Genomic DNA, 17,059 nt, shown 5'->3' on the forward strand with positions numbered 1-17,059 from the left:
CATCAGGCGCCGGTCTCGGCTGTCGCCTCCTCAGCGCCGGCGTCGGCTCGCCTGACGCGATCGCTCGCCAGAAGCACGACAGGGCAGGCGACGGCGGCCAGCACGGCGGTCGCCGTGTCGCCGAAGAACAGCTCTTCGCCCGGCCGCTGGGTGACGCCCATCACCACCATCGCCGCGCCCTTGGCCGCTTCCCTGGCGATCGCCTGGTCGGGCGTGGCGCGCGTTCTGATGGCGGTCTCGACGGCGACGCCATAGCGGTCGGCGAGATCGGCGACATCCTTGAGCACGGCCTCCTCGCGGCGGTGCGAAACCGAGCCTGGCCGGCTGCCCTTGCGGGCCTGCGAGACATAAAGGACTTTGACGCGCGCCCGGTGCGGCCGCGCCAGGGCCAGCGCGAAATCAGCCGCGCGCCGCGCGACCTCGGTGCCGTTGACGGGAACCAGAATGGTCGCGCCGGCGCGCAGCATCGGCATCCTGCCGCTGGATTTGGCGCCATTCAGCACAAGGCAGAGCGGGCCGTCGAAGCCGCTGGTGATATCGTTCAGCGTGCCGCTGAAGGTGCCTTTGCCGGTCAGCGCGTTGTCGAGCCCAACCAGCAGAAGGCCGTAGCCCTTGCGGGCCTCGGCGGCGATCGTTTCGGTGGTGGCTTCAAGCTCGGCGCGGGCCGTGAGATGGATCTTGTCGACGGGCGTGTCCTCGGCCTTGCTGACAGCCCTGGCGCTTCTGGCCGCTCCCCTCTTGACCTGTTTCGAGGCCCGCTCGGGGCCTTTGTCGCGGGCAGGGCCGGGCAGTTTGCCGTCCTCGAGGTGGAGCAGCGTGGTCGGCATGCCGGTGCCGCCGCCGACGAGCCCGGCGAGATAGGCGGTGAACTTGCCGACCGGGCTGTCGTCGACGAGCAGCAGCAATCGCTCCAGTTTGGAGACGAAGCCGCGTTCGTCGAGCAGTTCTCGGTCGACGCGCTGCTTTTCGGCATCGCCGACCGGCAGCCGGCCGAGCGCCCAGCGCAGCATTGGCGGCATGGCGAGCGTCGTGATGACGGCCATGGTGACGATCATGGTGAACAGATTGTGGGACAGGATGTTCATCGACAGGCCGATCGAGGCGACGATGACCTCGGTCGAGCCGCGCGCGTTCATGGCGCTGCCGACGGCGATGGCCTCCCTCAGCGACATGCCGGCCAGCCGGCCGCCGAGGAAGGCGCCCGAGAATTTGCCGATGCTGGCGATCAGCACCAGCGCCAGCGTCAGCAGCGCCAGCGTCGGGTCGGCAAGCACGGTGAGGTTTGCGGACAAGCCGGCCATGCCGAAGAACACCGGCATGAACAGCGCCGTGATGACGCCGCGCAGCTGGCCCTCGATGTGGTCGGACAGGATCGGCGATTCCCCGACCAGTATGCCGGCGACGAAGGCGCCGAGCACGGTGTGGACGCCGATCAGATTGGTGATCAGCGCCATCACGCCCATAATGATGATGATGACGGTGACGACGGCATACTCGCTGCGGAAGGAGTCGTTGCTCCAGCGGATCAGGGTGAAGACCAGGCGGCGGCCGATGGTGAAGGAAAACACCATGAACAGCGCCACTTCGACCACCGTGATGATGAGCGGCAGCACCTGCAGGCTGCCATTGGTGGCGATGCCGAAGGTGACGGCGATGATCAGCCAGCCGATCGTGTCCTCGATGATGGCGGAGGAGACAATGACCTGGCCGAGATTGCGGCGCATGAAGTTCATCTCGCGCACCACCATGGCGACGATCTTGACCGAGGAGATCGACAGCGCCGTGCCGAGGAACAGTCCGGCGACGATGCGCTCACCCGGCTCGGGCAGGAGGGAATCCGGCAGCACCTGCGCCAGCGCGAAGCCGCAGACAAAGGGCACGACGACGCCGGTGATCGAGATCGAAAAACAGGCCGCGCCCACCCGCCGCACGAGGCGCAGATCCGTCTCCATCCCGGTAAGCAGGAGAAGCAGCAGGATGCCGAGCTGCGAGACGGCATCGATCATGCTTTTCTGCGCGGGATCGGTGGAGAAGATCAGATGCTGGGCGTCCGGCCATATCCAGCCGAACAGCGACGGCCCGAGCAGGATGCCGCCGATCAGCTGGCCCATGATCGCCGGCTGGCCATAGCGCTGGAAGATTTCGCCGAGGCCACGGCCGACCAGAAGCAGGAGTACGATCTCGGCGACGAATAATCCCTCCGCCGAGCCGCCGATGCCCGAGGCGTGGCCGGCCGGCTGCGCGGCCAGCGCGTGGCCTGCCGGCGCCAGAACGAAAATGGCCAGCGAAAGGGCGGCCGCTGTACCGTGCGGCCTCGTTGCCGATGGATGGATCATGGGTCCCTTCAAGACGCCGCCGCGGACTGACCATCACAACGCGCGGCCGACGTTTGCGTTGCAGCCATCCGTCGCGAGTTGTTGGCGTCCGGCATCGAGGTCAGACGTGGACGTTACCGAAGGAGAGTTCGCCGTCGTCGCCTGGCGTCAGGAAGGCGGCCGCCAGCAGGCCGGCATAGAGGAGGGCAACCACGGCGACGATGGCCGCGCCCGGTATGGGACCGAGCGCCGCCGCGCCGACGGCCTCGCGCATTGTGCCGACAAAGCCGACCGGCACGCCTTGATCGATGAGGCTCGGGGTCGACAGTTTGAGGATCCAGGCGAGCAGCAGGATCAGCATCATGTGCACGTAGTTGCGGCGCAGACGGCGCGCCAGCGCCACGCGCTGCGAAACCAGGAATTTTGGGGTGCGCAGGCTCTCGCCGACGACCAGCAGCCAGTCGGAGGCGAAATCGGGCTGCGGCGAGAAGATCTGCGCGAAATAATGGCGCTCGAACTGGCGCACGCGGGCGCGGTAGACGTCGAAGAAGCGGTAGCGGCGCGCCTCGATCCACAACAAAAGCAGCACCAGCAGCATGGCGAACAGCAGCACGCCGTGATGGGCGCTGGCCGTCGACAGCGACACGGACAGCATCGCCGCGACAACGGTGATCGCCCAATTGCTGGTGCGGTCGAGGCGGTCGCGCCAGCCGGCCATGCGGGCGATCTCGGCGCGATGGAAATGGGACATAACGGTGACCAGTTCGCCTGGCGAAAGCGGTCTGCCGACGGGCGTTGCCGGCGCATCGTTCATGACTTCCTCCCAGCCGACAACGCTTATGAGGCAATGTCGTTCCGGCAGGCGGTCATTCCGGGCCGCCGATCCAGTCGACTAGCAGTGCGACGAGCCCAAAGGCGCCGCCGATGGCGCAGACCGCCGGCCACCCGGCCCGGGCCCAGGCAACACCGGCCAGCAATGAGCCGATGGCGCCGCCGATGAAGAAAATGCCGACGAACAGGCCGTTGAGGCGGCCGCGCGCCTCGGGCCGCAGCAGGTTGATGGCGCGGCGGCCGAGCGTCTGATCGCCGGTAACGCCGATATCGAGCAGCACGGCGCTGATGCCCATCAGCACGAGCGGCGTCCAGGACGTTGCGGACAAGAAGGAGCCGGCCCAGGCCGCCAGCGCCAGCGCGCCGATCAGCACGAGATGGCAGAAGATGGTGGCGGATCGTGTCCAGCCATGGTCGCCGGCGCGGCCGAACAAAGGCGTGACCACCGCGCCGCCGGCGCCGACGAGTGCGAACAGCGCGATACCGCGCTGGCCAAGGCCGAAGGGTGGCTGCGCGAGGCGCAGGGCGACCGCCGTCCAGAACAGGCTGAACGCCGCCATCACCAGCGCCGCCGTCAGCGCGCGGCGCCGCAGCACCGGCTCCTCGCGCAGCAGATGGAACAGTGAAGCGATCAGCTTGCCATAAGACGATTTCGCCACCGGCCGCCGGCGCGGCAGCGTAAAGGCAAGGACGATGGCGAGTAGCGTCAGGGCGGCGGCGCTGAGGCCGTAGAAGGCGCGCCACCCCCAGGTGTCCGCGACGAGGCTGGCCAACGGCCGAGCCAACAGGATGCCGATCATCAGCCCGCTCATCACGTCGCCGATGACGCGGCCGGCCTCGCCGGCCGGGGCCATGGAAGCGGCGATCGGCACAAGAATCTGGATCGCCGAACAGGCGGCGCCGAGCACGAACAGGACGATCAGCAGCGAGGCGATGGTGGGCGCCAGCGCCGCCACGCCGGCCGCCAATGCCGCCGCGACCAGCATGCGCAGGATCAGGGTGCGGTTCTCGGCGAGGTCGGCCATCGGCACCAGGAAGAACAGGCCGGCGGCATAGCCGAGCAGCGTCACCATGGCGACAAGGCCAACGCTCGCGGCGCCAGCGCCGAGCGACGGGCCGATCAGCCCGACAAGTGTCTGCGGCGCGAACAGATTGGTGACGATGATGCCGGTGGCGGCGGCAAACAGCAGCGTCTGCGGGCCGGTGATGGTTTGAACCGGAAGCCGGCCGGCTGTTTGGCCGTCATTGGTATCGAGCATGAAGTCCTCAATGAAGCTGCATATCGTGCAAGGACTTTATGCCAAAGCTTCATCATGCTACAATTCAATCAATTCGATAATGATTATGCGAGGTGCGCATGAACATCCATGATCTCGAAGCCTTCGTCGCCGTTGTGGAAACCGGCTCGATCGTCGGCGCCTCGGCCAGGCTCAACCTCACCCAGCCGGGTGTCACGCGCCGCATCCAGAACCTCGAGGACGGGCTGGCGACAGCACTTCTCGACCGCCAGTCGAAGCCGCTGAAGCCGACCGCCTCCGGACGCAAGGCCTATGAGCATGGCCGCCGCGTGCTGCGCTCGCTGGAGGATCTGAAGGCCGGCGTCTCGCCGCAAGGCGAGGTCAAGGGCGAGTTCCGGCTGGGCATCATGCCTTATCTCTCGGATGCAGCACTTGCGCTGCCGCTCGACAGCCTGCGCGCCGCCTTTCCGCAACTGACGCTGCGCATCAGTTCGGGCTGGTCGCCAAGGCTGGTGGAGCAGGTGGCGCGCAGCGAGCTCGACGCGGTGGCGGTGTGCCTTGCCGAAGGCCTGGCGCCGCCCGACGAACTGGTCTGCGACGATCTCGGCGCGCAATCGGTGCTGCTGGTCGCGTCCCCCAGCCTTGGCGTGCCGAAGCCGGCGAAACTCGCCGACCTGTCGCGCTTCGCCTGGGTGATGAACGAAAACGGCTGCGGTTTTCGCGCCTTCATCAAGCAGAGTTTCGAGGCCGCGAGGCTGCCGTTCCAGGTCGGTGTGGAGGCGCTCAGCGTCGACCTCAGAATGTCGCTGGTGGCGCGCGGCCACGGCATCGGCATCGTCACCCCGGGCGCTTTCGCCGACAGCCGCTGGCGCGACGCGGTGGAGGTGATCGACTGTCCCGACTTCAAGCCGCAAGTGCGCGCCTGGCTGCTGCACCGTCCGCCGGCCGGGCGGCTGGCGCGTCCGATCGCGCTGTTCCGCGACGCACTGATCGACGGGCTGAAGGTGCCGATGCCGCTGGTGTCGTAGGTGCGCGGGACGTTGAATTTCGCCAGAATTTCTCGAATCCGATCAGGCTGCTGCGCGGAATTGCTCAAGTGCCGATTCCAGGTTCAAACGGTTATGGCTCTTGAGAATCCCTTCGCCTTCGGCAACATGGCTGCCATGGCCGAGGCACGAAAATGAACAAGCCGATTTCCGCCGCACCGCGCAAACCCGCGCGCATGTCACCGATGGCGCTGACCGAGGCGCTGGTGGCGCGCACCATGCGCGTTGTCGAGGATGCCGGACCGACGCCGGGCATGATCTATATGACTGACCAGGATTATGCGCGGTTTCGTGACGAGATCCTGGCCTCGGCACCGGCCGGGCCGCTGAAACTGTTCGCCTATGGCTCGCTGCTGTGGAAGCCCGCCGGCGAGGTGAGGGGCGGCGAACGGGCGGTGGCGCGGGGCTGGCACCGGTCGTTCTGCTTCACCGTGCAACGCTTTCGCGGCACGCTCGATCAGCCCGGCCTGATGATGGCGCTCGACCGTGGCGGCCAGTGCCAGGGCATGGTGTTCGAGATCGCCGAGCCGGTTGCCGACAATCTGGAGGCACTGCTGCGCCGCGAAATGACCATCCTGCCCGCCGTCAACGTGCCGCGCTGGCTGTGGGTGAGGACCGAAGGCGGGATGAGCCGGGCGCTCGGCTTCGTCGTCGATCCCGCCAATCCGCGCTATGCCGGCAAGCTCGACAAGCCAGCGGTCGCCGCGACGCTGGCGAGCGCCGTCGGCCATTGGGGCTCGGGCGCGCAATATCTGTTCGAGACGATCCGCCACCTCGACGCCCGCGGCATACGCGACCGCAACCTGTGGCAGCTGCAGGAGCTGGTGGCGCAGGAGATCGGGCGGGTGCATGCCGGGGTCTAATGGCTTATCACGGAACCAGTCGCCTGCGTCGATGGATCGCCTGCGTTGGTGATTGGCGGATCCGCCCACCGCTTCGTCATCCACGGGCGGAGCAAGGAGCGAAGCGACGCGGCGCAGACCCTGGAGCTGCTTCGCGGCCCAAGGGATCCATGCCGTGACACATAAGCGCCGCCACGATGCTGAATTCTGCTCCGCTGCACCCTCGATCAAGGTCGCGGCATGGATCCCAGGGTCTCCGCGACGGAGCTTCGCTCCTGCTTCGCCCTGGGATGACGAAGTTTGGGGGCTTCGGCTAACCGCCTACCCAATCTTCCCGCTTGACGAACATATATCTCTGTGGTTATACGTCAATCAATAGCCAACGGGTTATCGATCTCGTATGCCGGACGCTCATGACATGATCTTCAGGACGCTCGCCGACCCGACCCGGCGGGCGATCTTCGAACGGCTGTGCCGCCAGGGGGAGCAGACGGTCGGAGCGCTGACCAGCCAGTCCGGCGTCTCGCAGCCGGCGGTGTCGAAGCATCTGGGCGTGCTCAAGCAGGCCGGGCTGGTGCGCGACCGCCATGAAGGCCGCCAGACGCATTACAGCGCGCAGCTTGCCGCGCTGGCGCCGCTGATGGACTGGACGCGTGAGATGGCCGGGTTCTGGGAAAGCCGGTTCGACGACCTCGAGGATTTACTCAAAAGGATGGACCAGTGAACGATAGTGCCCAGGAGACCCGCACTGTCGTCGTCGAGCGGCAGATTTCCCATCCGCCTGAAAAACTCTGGCGCGCGCTGACGCAGCCGCATCTGATGGAGGAATGGCTGATGAAGAACGATTTCAGTCCGGTCGTCGGCCATCGCTTCAACATCAGCGCCGATTGGGGCGGCGTGCTGGACTGCGAGGTGCTTGCCGTCGAGCCGCACAGGACGCTGTCCTACACCTGGAACCTGGCGCACCAGGATCCGGCCTTCGATCTCAGGAGCGTGGTGACTTTCACTCTCACCCCGACGCCAACGGGAACCCATCTGCGCATGGAGCAGGCCGGTTTCCGGCCCGACCAGAGACGGGCCTATGGCGGCGCCAAAACCGGTTGGCCGCAATTCCTGGAGAAGCTGGAAGAGCTTCTGGCCCGCACGGACTGAGAGTTCCCGGCCAGGCTGAAAGCCACACAGCACTGTCAAAGGGCGGTTCCGCGCCAGCAAAACCCATGGAGAAATGCGATGAAGATCAAACTGACCAGCATCTATGTCGACGATCAGGAAAAGGCGCTCGCCTTCTACACCGGTGTGCTCGGCTTCACCAAGAAGGCCGATTTCAGCAATGGGCCGTTCCGCTGGCTGACGGTCGTCTCGGCCGAAGAGCCGGACGGGACCGAATTGCAGCTGGCACTGAACGACAACCCGGCGGCCCAAACCTACCAGCAGGCGATCTTCAAGCAGGGCCAGCCGGCGCTGATGCTCTTCACCGACGACATCAAGGGCGATCATGAGCGCATCAAGGCGAATGGCGGTGCCTTCGCCATGGCGCCGACCGCGGTGACCGGCTCAACCATCGCGCAGGTGAACGATGGCTGCGGCAATCTCATCCAGATCACGGAGCTGGCGCGCTGGTAAGGCGCCGGGTTTCAACACATAGCGCAAGAGGAGGCAGAATTGGACTGGAGCAAATGGATCCGGCAGGCGCATCGCTGGCTGTCGATGATTTTCACGATCACCGTCGCCGCGAATTTCGCGACCATGGCGTTCGGGCAGCCGCCCGCCTGGGTGGTCTATTCGCCGCTCCCGCCGCTCTTCCTTTTGCTGTTCAGCGGCCTCTATATGTTCGTGCTGCCCTATGTCGCGAAAGGGCGCGTCGCGCAGCGCGCCAACGGGTAGGGGCGGATGGCGAAATCGACCAAACCAGCCGCCAGGGCTGAACCGAAGCTGCTTTCCGGCGGCAACCCCCGGATCGCCAAGGGCCATGGCGATGCGCCGGTGCAGGCCTATATCGCGGCCATGCCCGGCTGGAAGCGCGAGGTCGGCCAACGCCTCGATGCGCTCATCGAACGCGCCGTGCCCGGCGTGCGCAAGGCGGTCAAATGGAACTCGCCGCTCTATGGCGTCGAAGGCGAGGGCTGGTTCCTCGGCATCCATTGCTTCACGCAATACATCAAGGTGGCTTTCTTTCGCGGCCTAGCGCTGGACCCGGTGCCGCCGGGCGCGTCCAAGAGCGGGGATACGCGCTATCTCGACATCCGCGAGGACGACGCGTTCGACGAAGCGCGGTTCAGCGCCTGGGCGAAGCAGGCCAGCCAATTGCCTGGCGAGCGCATGTAAACGCTCTATTTGTCGGTTCGAAGGAGAAACATCATGACGACCACGGAAGCGCAGGCGAGCAAATCTCCCTCCGAACTGATCGACGGCAGGATCAGGGAATTGGGCGACTGGCGCGGCGAAATGCTGGGGCGGCTGCGCGCGCTGATTCATCAAGCCGATCCCGACGTGGCCGAGACGTGGAAATGGCGCGGCGTGCCGGTGTGGGAGGATGCCGGCATGATCTGCACGGGCGAGACCTACAAGGCCGTCGTCAAGCTGACCTTCGCCAAGGGTGCGGCGCTGCCCGATCCGGCGCGGCTGTTCAACTCCAGTCTCGAAGGCAATACGCGCCGCGCCATCGACTTCCAGCAAGGCGAAGAGGTGGACGAGGAGGCCTTCAAGGCGCTGGTGCGCGCCGCCGTGGCTTTGAACAAGTCGAAGGCGCGAAGGTAGTCTGCCGCGTGATAGTCATAGCGCGTGACGGTCACCGTCGGCGCTGCCCCTCACTGTCCTGCCGGACGTTCGTCACTCGAAAAGCCAAGCAATTGGCTTTTCGTCCGCTGCGCGGATCGCTCCTCAACTCCCCGTAAATGGGGCGAGTGTGGCTGCCGCAACGCCGCGCATTTTTTTGCAACGCTGATACAGCTTCCCTCTCCCCGTCACTATACGGGGAGAGGATGCCGGCAGGCAGGTGAGGGGCAGCGCCGACGGTCAAAGCTGTAATGGTTTGGTCGCCGCGAGCGATCGGCCCCGTTTACGATCTGGGAAGCTTGATGGTGCTAGATAGCGCCGGATGATGGCTGGCCAGCCGGGCCGGCCGGGTTTGGATTCGCCGCCATGAACAGCAGCCCGATGCGCATGCCGTGGGTGGACACGGCCAAAGGCCTCTCGATCATCCTCGTGGTCATGATGTACTCGGCCTACAACACCGGCGAGTACACGGGCGGGGTGGGCTTTCTCCACTATGTCATCGGCTTCGCGACGCCGTTTCGCATGCCCGAATTCTTCCTGATCTCCGGACTTTTCCTGTCGCAGGTGATCGACCGGCCATGGCGGCGCTATGTCGACCGGCGCGTCGTCCATTACCTCTATTTCTACGTACTGTGGGCGATTATCTCGATCGGCCTGAAGATCGGCATCTTCAGCAGGGACCCCGCCGGCATGCTGCACGACCTCGCAATGGCCGTCGTGCAGCCCTATGGCGTCCTGTGGTTCATCTACATGCTGGCCGTGTTCGGCCTTGCCGCGAAACTGCTGCGGCAGTTTGCGGTCCCTGCCTGGATCGTCATCCCGATCGCCGCCTGCCTGCAGATGTGGGCGCCGCATCCCGATAGCTACGCGGTCGAACAATTCGCGGCCTATTTCGTCTTTTTCTACGTCGGCTTCGTCACGGCGCCGCTGGTGTTCAGGCTCGTCGAATGGACGCGGGCCCGCCCGGCGCTGGCCGTCGCCGGGCTGCTCCTGTGGGCTGTTGTCAACGGCCTGCTGGTCTATTCGCCGGGCTATGCCATGCAGCCGGTCGGCATGCGGATGGGCTTGGCGGCATGGCCGCCGCTGCATCTCGTCCTGGCCGTCGCCGGCGCGGTGGCACTGTGCGTGCTTGGCGGTTTCCTGTCGAAATTGCCGGCCATGGAATGGCTGCGCTGGCTGGGCGAGCACTCACTGGTCGTCTATGTCGCCTTCACCATCCCGATGTCGCTGTTTCGCGGCGCGGCACTCGCAAGCGGCCTCCTGACCGACACCGGCATGCTCAGCCTGGCGGTGCTGCTGGTGTCGATCATCAGCCCGGTGATCCTCTACTTCATCGTCCAGCGCATCGGTTTCGGCATGTTCCTGTTCGAGCGGCCAGCCTGGGCGCATGTCGACGACGGCAGCGCCGCGCAAGCTGCGTCGAAAACACCGCTGCCTGCCGCCGCCACCCAGTCAAGCCGGACATAACAAAGCCGCAAGAGGCCCTGCCGCCAACCTCAGCCGTCCCGCAGCCACACCAGCATCTCGCCGGGCTCGCGGTTATCCCAGGCGAAATAGGGGATGGCGGTCAGGCGCGTCTCGACCTTGGCCGGCGGTTCGGAACGATAGAGCTCGTCCTGCCAGCCGTCGTCGGCATCGGCTCGCGCAGTGGCCGAAAGCGTCACCACGCCGCCTAGCAGGTCCGGCTCGTCATGCGCCTCTATGCTTGCCGTGCGGGGCAGCGTCAGCCGGTGCAGCCAGCTGTCATTGTCGGTCGCCTCGACGCAGTAGATCAGCGGCCCGCGCGACAGCGCGACGCGGCCGGCATCCTGCCGCACCTCGGGATTGGCATAGAGCCGCTCGATCGGCATTTCGAGGTCGAGCCGGACACGGTCGCCTTTTTTCCAGCTGCGGCGGATGGCGGCGTAGCCGTCGCTGGTCACGTCCTCGAGGTCGATCGTCTCGCCGTTGATTTCGAGCCTGGCGGCGGAACTCCAACCCGGCACCCGCAGATGCAGCGTGAACTCCACTGGCGCCTGCGGCTCGACCGTGATCTCGACCGAGCCGTCCCAGGGATAGCGGCTCGCCTGCGTCAGCGTCACCGGCACGCCCGCTATGTTGAAGCGGGCGGTGGAGTCGCCATAGAGGTGCACGGCCAGCGCATCGTCGGACAGGCTGTAGAAATAACTGCCGATGGAAGCGACCATGCGCCCGATATTGGGCGGGCAGCAGGGGCAGCGGTGCCATTTCCATCTGTTGTGCTTGCCCCGGCTTTCCAGCGGGTTCTCGTAGAAGAACAGCGAGCCGTCGAGCGACAGGCCGGAGATCGAGCCATTGTAGAGCGCGCGCTCCATCATGTCGGCATAGCGGGCGTTCGGTCCCATGCCGAGCATGCGGCTGGCCCAGAACACCAGCCCGACCGAGGCGCAGGTCTCGGCATAGGCGGTTTCGTTGGGCAGGTCATAGTCGCTGGTGAAACCCTCATTGTGCGCCGACGGCCCGAGCCCGCCGGTGATGTAGAGGTTTTTCGTGGTGAGGTCGTCCCACAGCCGGTCGAGCGCCACACGCAGCGTGTCGTCGCCATACTCGGTGGCGATGTCGGCCATGCCAGAGTAGAGGTACATGGCCCTGACCGCATGGCCGACGACCTTGTCCCTGCTCGCGCACCGGGATGTGCGACTGGCTGTATTCATAGGTCTTGAAATGATAGGCCTTCGGATCGGCGCCGCGAGCGCGGGCCTCTTCGTCGAAATAATGCGGCTCAAGGCCGCGCTGGTCGATGAAGTATTTGGCCAATTCCATGTACTTCCGCTCGCCGGTCACCCGCGCCAGCTTGACCAGCGCCAACTCGATCTCCTCATGGCCGCAATAGCCCTTTTTCTTGCCGGGCTCGGGGCCGAGTACCGAGGCGATGTGGTCGGCATAGCGGCACATGATGTCGAGCAGCTTGCGCTTGCCGGTCGCCTGGTAGTAGGCGACCGCGCCCTCGATCAGGTGGCCGGCGCAGTAAAGCTCGTGGCAGTCGCGCAGATTGGTCCAGCGCTTGCCGGGCTGGATGCGCTGGTACCAGCTGGAGAGATAGCCGTCCTCCTGCTGCAGTCTGCCATACATGTCGATGACGGCGTCGATCTTCTTCTCCAGTTCGGGATTCTTGCGCCGGTAGAGCGAATAGGCTGATGTCTCGATCGTCTTGCCGAGATCGGAATCCCAGAACATCTGCGTGGTCACCGTCGACCCGGTGAATCCGGGGGAGGCGGCCTCGTCGGGCGACGGCGAGTGGAAGGGAATGACGATGCCGGGCGAGGGACGGTCGGGATCGATCTGCTCCAGCATGCGCGCCTCCACGCAGCGGTCGTAAAGAATGTCGGCGGTGCGCGTCGCCACCGCCTCGGCGCGGTCGCCCCAGAAGCCGCGCACGTCGACCTGCGGCACCGGCAGCGGGCGGAAGGCGAGCTTGGGCCTGGCTGTGGTGGCGGGCCGGGGGGATGGCGATGCTGTCATGAACTCACTCCATTCGATCGATTACTTGACGGCCCCGGCCATCAGGCCGCGGATGTAGAAGCGCTGCAAAGCCAGGAACAGGATCAGGCAGGGCACCATCATCACGGTGACGCCCGCCTGCACGGCGCCCCAGTCGATGGCGCCGAAGCGGCCCGACTGAAGCGCGGTCATCATCACCGGCAGCGTGAATTTGGACTGGTCGGTCATCAGCACCAGGGCAGCGAGGAACTCGTTCCAGGCGCCAAGGAAGGCAAACAGCGCGATGGTGACGACGCCAGGCCAGACCAGCGGCAGCATCACCTTTATGAGCATGGTGGCGTTGCCGGCGCCGTCCATGCGAGCGGCCTCCTCGATCTCGCGCGGCACCGCGTCGAAGGCGTTGCGCATCATGAAGATCGAGAACGGCAATTGAAGCGTCACATAGACGCCGACCAGCCCGGTCAGCGTGTTGTGTAGGCCAAGCTTGGTCAGCACCAGGAAGATCGGCGTCAGGATCGACTGGAACGGGATCATGATCGTCGACAGGATGAGGACGAAGAACAGGTCCTTGAACGGAAACCGAAACCGCGAGAAGCCGTAACCGGCGAGCACGCTGACGATGACCGACAATATGACGGTCATCACCGAGACATAGATGCTGTTCTGCGCCGAGACCCACAGGCCGTCGCCAAAGGAATTGAGCGTGGCATAGTTTTCGAGCGAGAAGCCCGTGGTCGGCCAGGGCGGCAGCGGCGGCAGGCGTGCCTCCTGCGCCGGCTTGAAGGCCGACAGCACCGTCCACACGATCGGCGCCACGAACAGCAGCGAGGCGATGATGCCGGTGGAGTGCCTGGCGAGGCGGGCGGCGAGCTTGCCTCTGGCTGATATCGCCTGCGCCATCAGTCGAGCCCCTCGGGCTTGCGCAGCAGCCAGAGCTGGACGAGGCTGAGCGCCACCAGAATGACCAGCAGCACCATCGACAGCGCCGCGCCATAGCCGAGCTTGAACGACACGAACGACTGGTTGAAGATCCAGTACACCGCCGTTAGCGTCTGGTTACGCGGGCCGCCGCGCAGGATGATGTAGAACTGGTCGAAGGCGAGGATCGAGCCGGCCACCGACAGGATCAGCGCCAGCGCCAGCGTGCGGCGCATCAGCGGCAAGGTGATCGCCCGGAACCGCGCGAACGGCCCGGCGCCGTCGATGACGGCGGCCTCCTGCAGGTCCTGCGGGATCGATTGCAGGCCGGTCATCAGGATGATCATGGTGAAGCCGGCGACCTTCCACACCACCATGGCGATGATCGACCAGAAGGCCGGCTGGAAGGTGGCGAGCAGGTTGAACTTCCTGTCGATCAGGCCGAGGTCGTAGGCGGCGGGGCTGAACAGGCCGGAATCGACGTTGAGCAGCCACGACCAGAGCAGGCTCGCCGAGGCGAAGCCGACCACCGCCGGCATGAAGAACATGGTGCGGTAGACATTGGTGAACGGGCGCGGCCGCTCGATGAAGATCGCCAGCGGAAAGGCGACGGCGAAGATCGCGATGGTGACGACCAGCGTGTAGAAACCGGTGAATTTCAGCGCGTTCCAGAACCTGGTGTCGCGCAGGATTGCCCAGTAATTACCGAGGCCTATGAAGGAATGCTCGCCCATCAGCGGCCAATTGTGCAGCGACATCCACGCCGTCATGCCGAGCGGGATGACGAAGAACAGCATGACCAGCGCGACCGCCGGCGCGACATAGAGCAGGCCGATCCACTGCCGGCGCCCAGCGCCGACGAGCTTGCGGGCGCGGGGCGGGGCGGTGGTTGTGATGGTGGTCATGGCTGCGCGCTCGTTCTTCCTTCTCCCCTTGCGGGAGAAGGTGGATCGGCGCGCAGCGCCGAGACGGTTGAGGGGTGCGCCAAGCAATGAGGCAGGTGCGATTTCGAACTTGTTGCCAAGCTGGAGCACCCCTCATCCGACCTCGCTTCGCGAGGCCACCTTCTCCCACAAGGGGAGAAGGGAGAACCAACCCTCCGACGCTCCGAAGCGAAGATGCAACCGAGTCTTCTCAACGCGATAGCCCTGCCATTTGAACCAAAACAATTTCCGGCCGCCCGCCCAGGGAGACAGGCGGGCGGCCGGACAGGCGCCTATTTCTGCGGCGCCTGGTCGATGATCGACTGCATGGTTTCCTGGGCGTTGGCGATCGCGCCATCGACGTCGTCGCCGAAGAACACCTCGTTGATCATCTGCGTCCATGGGCCGTTGGCGGAGTTGATCAAATCGTTGAACACCACCGAGTAGGGCGTCTTGCCCTTCGCCATCGCCTCGGCGGCGATCTGGTAGCGCGGATCGAGATCCTTGAGCGCGTCCTTGGCGATGTCGCCGCGCACCGGCAGGCTGCCGTATTTGGCGAGGATGGTCTGGCCCTCGAGCGAATAGGCGAAGTCCAGGAACTCCTTCACCACGGCGAGCTTCTTGGTGCCCTTGGTGACGACGAAATTGTCGCCGCCGGCAAAGGACGACCAGTTGCCATCCTTGCCCGGCAGGAAGGTGATGCCGTAGTCGACATTGGGATACTGCGTGTTGAGCGCGCCGATGGCAAAGGCGCCAGAGGGCGAGATGCCGATATTGCCGGCGGCGAAGGCGGCGAAGAAATTGGCGCCGGTGTCGGTCTGCGCGCCCGCCGGCACCAGGTCCTTCTTGACCATGGAGCGGTAGAGATCGATGGCGCCACGCAGCTGCGGGCTGTCCAGCGTCGCCTTGGAGCCGTCCTCCGACAGGATGTCGCCGCCAGAGGCCCAGATCAGCGGCGTGAAGGTGAAGATGTTGCAGCCGCCGCAATTGCCGGAGAAATAAAAGCCCTTGATGTTGCCGCCAAGCGCGTTGACCTTCTCGGCATCGGCCTCGATCTCGGCCCAGTTGGTCGGGCCTTTCTCAGGGTCGAGGCCGGCCTGCTTGAACAGCTTCTTGTTCCAGATCAGCACCGAGGCGTCGGCCGAGAAGGGCAGGCCGTAAATATGGTCCTTGTAGGTGCCGGTCTTCACATGCGCCGGCGACAGGCTGGCGAAATAGGGCAGGGACTTGGCCCAGTCGGTGATGTCCTCGAGCTGGCCGGCGGCGGCGAAGGACGGGGTGTAGATCAGGTCGAGCGACAGCGCGTCGGGCGCCGTGCCGCCGGCGGCTGCCGCGCCATATTTTGGGATGATCTCGGCATTGGGGATGATGTCGAGCTTGACCTGGTCCTTGTTCGCCTTGTTGAAGGCGTCGACGATCCTCGGCATGAAGTTCGAGCCGTCGGCGCGCACCCAGATGTTGGCGGTCTCGGCGGCGGCAAGTTGCAGGCCGCAGCCCAGAGCGGCAGCGGCCAGGGCCAGTTTGGCAATCAGGTTCCTCATGTTCTCCTCCTCCAGGGTTGGCCGCTGTCCGCGGCTTGGCGCCGATCGCGTGGCGCTTTGTTTCAGCCGTCCGGCGGACGGCCGCAGGACTGACGCACCACCAGCCGGCACGGCAGTTTTCTGATGCCTGGCGCGGCGGATTTGCCGCCGACCAGGGAAAGCAGGGTCAGCCCGGCCTCGCGGCCTAATGCTGCCAGGTTCATGTCGACCGAGGTCAGCGGCGGGCGGGTCGCCTCGGCCACGATCTCCCAATTGTCGAAGCCGATGACGCCGACATCATTGGGCACGCCGAGGCCGCGTTCGCGCAGGGCATCGATGACGCCGCGCGCGATCTGGTCGTTGCCGCAGAAGACAGCGTCCGGTTTTTCGCCGCTGCCATCGAACAGTTCTGCCACGGCGTCATGTCCCCAGGCTTCCGACCAGGAGCCGAGCAGCGGCTCGATCACCGACAGGCCGTTCTCCGTCAGGACGGCGCGGTAAGCCTGCGCCCGTTCGTGCACCACGGCAAAGCTCGCCGGGCCAGTGACATGGGCGATGCGCTTGCGGCCAAGCCGGCGGAAATGCTCGATCGCCAGCCGCGCCCCGCCGCCATCGTCGGAGACGAAGGCGACGGCGTCGGGATCGGGCTGGGTGAAGGCGTAGATCACCGGGACGCGCAGGTTGGACAGGTCGACCGGCAAATGGCGGTCGATGCGCTTGCCGGTGGCGATGATGCCGTCGACGCGCTTGTCGAGCATGGCCTCGACATGGAGCTGGCCGAGGCGCGGATCCTCCTCGACATTGCACAGGAACACCGAAACGCCGGCATCGACCAGGGCGTCCGATATGCCCGACATCAGCGGCAGCGAGAAACGGCCATAGGTATCGTTGGTGAGCAGGCCGACGGTGAAGGAGCGCCGCCTCAGCAGGCTCTGCGCCAGGCTGTTGGGACGAAATCCCAGGCTGCGCGCCGTCTCGCGGATGCGCTCGCGGGTCTCGGCCGTCATGCGCCCCTGGTCGTTGAGCGCCTTCGAGGCGGTGGCGACGCTGACGCCGGCCCGGGCGGCCACGTCGCGCAAGGTGACGGGCTTGGGAAAGACCGGAATTGGCTGATCGTCCGATGCCATCGCGGCAAGAATCCTTAGCTGGGAAAAGGTTTTCCCTTATCGGCCGGAATAAGGCCCGGCCAATG

Annotated in this window: 16 protein-coding genes and 1 pseudogene; 9 read left to right on the plus strand and 8 right to left on the minus strand. The window is 65.5% G+C overall.

The genetic code is table 11. From position 1 onward, the window contains the following. Positions 1 to 2: 2 nt before the first annotated feature. The 3 genes from EN808_RS16860 to EN808_RS16870 all read right to left on the minus strand — a co-directional run bounded on the left by EN808_RS16860 (position 3) and on the right by EN808_RS16870 (position 4,405). Positions 3 to 2,336 (minus strand): cation:proton antiporter, encoded by a 2,334-nt coding sequence (locus EN808_RS16860; protein WP_245525087.1) that lies wholly within the window; start codon positions 2,334 to 2,336, stop codon positions 3 to 5. Positions 2,337 to 2,436: 100 nt separating this feature from the next. Continuing rightward, positions 2,437 to 3,129 (minus strand): DUF2270 domain-containing protein, encoded by a 693-nt coding sequence (locus tag EN808_RS16865; protein ID WP_135867364.1) that lies wholly within the window; start codon positions 3,127 to 3,129, stop codon positions 2,437 to 2,439. 52 nt (positions 3,130 to 3,181) lie between these two features. Continuing rightward, positions 3,182 to 4,405, minus strand: a complete 1,224-nt coding sequence (locus EN808_RS16870) for an MFS transporter (RefSeq protein WP_135916436.1) — start codon at positions 4,403 to 4,405, stop codon at positions 3,182 to 3,184. Positions 4,406 to 4,503: 98 nt separating this feature from the next. On the opposite strand from EN808_RS16870, the gene EN808_RS16875 reads away from it, so the two are divergent. From EN808_RS16875 to EN808_RS16915, 9 genes are all read left to right on the plus strand, one after another. Further along, positions 4,504 to 5,412 carry a LysR family transcriptional regulator gene (locus tag EN808_RS16875; protein ID WP_135916437.1) on the plus strand — a complete coding sequence of 303 codons (909 nt, stop codon included), beginning with the start codon at positions 4,504 to 4,506 and terminating at the stop codon, positions 5,410 to 5,412. A 152-nt stretch (positions 5,413 to 5,564) separates the two neighbouring features. Then, complete coding sequence (locus tag EN808_RS16880; protein ID WP_135916438.1) at positions 5,565 to 6,293, plus strand: gamma-glutamylcyclotransferase; 729 nt, start codon at positions 5,565 to 5,567, stop codon at positions 6,291 to 6,293. 379 nt (positions 6,294 to 6,672) lie between these two features. After that, positions 6,673 to 6,996: a metalloregulator ArsR/SmtB family transcription factor gene (locus EN808_RS16885; RefSeq protein WP_135916439.1), complete on the plus strand. Its 324-nt coding sequence runs from the start codon at positions 6,673 to 6,675 to the stop codon at positions 6,994 to 6,996. Further along, entirely contained in the window at positions 6,993 to 7,424 is a 432-nt protein-coding gene (locus tag EN808_RS16890; RefSeq protein WP_127279382.1) for an SRPBCC domain-containing protein, read from the plus strand. The genes EN808_RS16885 and EN808_RS16890 overlap by 4 nt, the downstream gene beginning before the upstream one ends. Positions 7,425 to 7,502: 78 nt before the next feature. Then, positions 7,503 to 7,895, plus strand: coding sequence for a VOC family protein (locus EN808_RS16895; protein ID WP_135916440.1), 393 nt, complete (start codon positions 7,503 to 7,505; stop codon positions 7,893 to 7,895). 39 nt (positions 7,896 to 7,934) lie between these two features. Continuing rightward, positions 7,935 to 8,156, plus strand: a complete 222-nt coding sequence (locus EN808_RS16900; protein WP_135867369.1) for a hypothetical protein — start codon at positions 7,935 to 7,937, stop codon at positions 8,154 to 8,156. Between the two features lie 6 nt (positions 8,157 to 8,162). Continuing rightward, on the plus strand, positions 8,163 to 8,597 hold the full coding sequence (locus tag EN808_RS16905; RefSeq protein WP_135916441.1) for a DUF1801 domain-containing protein: 435 nt from the start codon (positions 8,163 to 8,165) through the stop codon (positions 8,595 to 8,597). Positions 8,598 to 8,630: 33 nt separating this feature from the next. Continuing rightward, positions 8,631 to 9,029 carry a DUF1801 domain-containing protein gene (locus tag EN808_RS16910; protein WP_135916442.1) on the plus strand — a complete coding sequence of 133 codons (399 nt, stop codon included), beginning with the start codon at positions 8,631 to 8,633 and terminating at the stop codon, positions 9,027 to 9,029. Positions 9,030 to 9,413: 384 nt separating this feature from the next. Continuing rightward, positions 9,414 to 10,514, plus strand: a complete 1,101-nt coding sequence (locus EN808_RS16915; protein ID WP_135916443.1) for an acyltransferase family protein — start codon at positions 9,414 to 9,416, stop codon at positions 10,512 to 10,514. A 29-nt stretch (positions 10,515 to 10,543) separates the two neighbouring features. Here EN808_RS16915 and EN808_RS16920 read toward each other — a convergent pair. From EN808_RS16920 to EN808_RS16940, 5 genes and pseudogenes are all read right to left on the minus strand, one after another. After that, a pseudogene (locus tag EN808_RS16920) lies at positions 10,544 to 12,527 on the minus strand (glycoside hydrolase family 127 protein). Between the two features lie 21 nt (positions 12,528 to 12,548). Next, positions 12,549 to 13,406 carry a carbohydrate ABC transporter permease gene (locus EN808_RS16925; protein WP_135916444.1) on the minus strand — a complete coding sequence of 286 codons (858 nt, stop codon included), beginning with the start codon at positions 13,404 to 13,406 and terminating at the stop codon, positions 12,549 to 12,551. Continuing rightward, complete coding sequence (locus EN808_RS16930; protein ID WP_135916536.1) at positions 13,406 to 14,329, minus strand: sugar ABC transporter permease; 924 nt, start codon at positions 14,327 to 14,329, stop codon at positions 13,406 to 13,408. The genes EN808_RS16925 and EN808_RS16930 overlap by 1 nt, the downstream gene beginning before the upstream one ends. 311 nt (positions 14,330 to 14,640) lie before the next feature. Continuing rightward, complete coding sequence (locus EN808_RS16935) at positions 14,641 to 15,888, minus strand: sugar ABC transporter substrate-binding protein (RefSeq protein ID WP_127870186.1); 1,248 nt, start codon at positions 15,886 to 15,888, stop codon at positions 14,641 to 14,643. Positions 15,889 to 15,950: 62 nt separating this feature from the next. Next, on the minus strand, positions 15,951 to 16,994 hold the full coding sequence (locus EN808_RS16940) for a LacI family DNA-binding transcriptional regulator (protein WP_135916445.1): 1,044 nt from the start codon (positions 16,992 to 16,994) through the stop codon (positions 15,951 to 15,953). Positions 16,995 to 17,059: the final 65 nt, after the last annotated feature.

The organism is Mesorhizobium sp. M8A.F.Ca.ET.165.01.1.1, assembly GCF_004792065.1.
Lineage (GTDB): Bacteria > Pseudomonadota > Alphaproteobacteria > Rhizobiales > Rhizobiaceae > Mesorhizobium.